Genomic DNA, 803 nt, shown 5'->3' with positions numbered 1-803 from the left:
CCTTGTGCTCCTGGAGCGGCCGATATCTGATTAGCTAGTTGGTGAGGTAAAGGCTCACCAAGGCAACGATCAGTAGCTGGTCTGAGAGGACGACCAGCCACACTGGAACTGAGACACGGTCCAGACTCCTACGGGAGGCAGCAGTGGGGAATTTTGGACAATGGGGGCAACCCTGATCCAGCAATGCCGCGTGAGTGAAGAAGGCCTTCGGGTTGTAAAGCTCTTTTGTCAGGGAAGAAAAGGTCGTGGCTAATATCCACGACTGCTGACGGTACCTGAAGAATAAGCACCGGCTAACTACGTGCCAGCAGCCGCGGTAATACGTAGGGTGCAAGCGTTAATCGGAATTACTGGGCGTAAAGCGTGCGCAGGCGGTTTCGTAAGTCTGTCGTGAAATCCCCGGGCTTAACCTGGGAATGGCGATGGAGACTGCGAGGCTAGAGTTTGGCAGAGGGGGGTAGAATTCCACGTGTAGCAGTGAAATGCGTAGAGATGTGGAGGAACACCGATGGCGAAGGCAGCCCCCTGGGTCAAAACTGACGCTCATGCACGAAAGCGTGGGGAGCAAACAGGATTAGATACCCTGGTAGTCCACGCCCTAAACGATGTCTACTAGTTGTTGGGTCTTAATTGACTTAGTAACGCAGCTAACGCGTGAAGTAGACCGCCTGGGGAGTACGGTCGCAAGATTAAAACTCAAAGGAATTGACGGGGACCCGCACAAGCGGTGGATGATGTGGATTAATTCGATGCAACGCGAAAAACCTTACCTACCCTTGACATGGCAGGAATCCCGGAGAGAT

The 803-nt window shown here is 53.3% G+C and carries 1 rRNA gene; it reads left to right on the top strand.

Annotation, left to right across the window (positions count from 1 at the left end):
- Window positions 1–803 (top strand): 16S ribosomal RNA (locus GM658_RS28580); the annotation flags it as partial.

It is taken from the genome of Massilia eburnea (assembly GCF_009720745.1).
GTDB lineage: Bacteria > Pseudomonadota > Gammaproteobacteria > Burkholderiales > Burkholderiaceae_D > Rugamonas > Rugamonas eburnea.
Note: the sequence above shows the minus strand (reverse complement) of the source record. Positions and strands in the feature narration are given on the sequence as shown.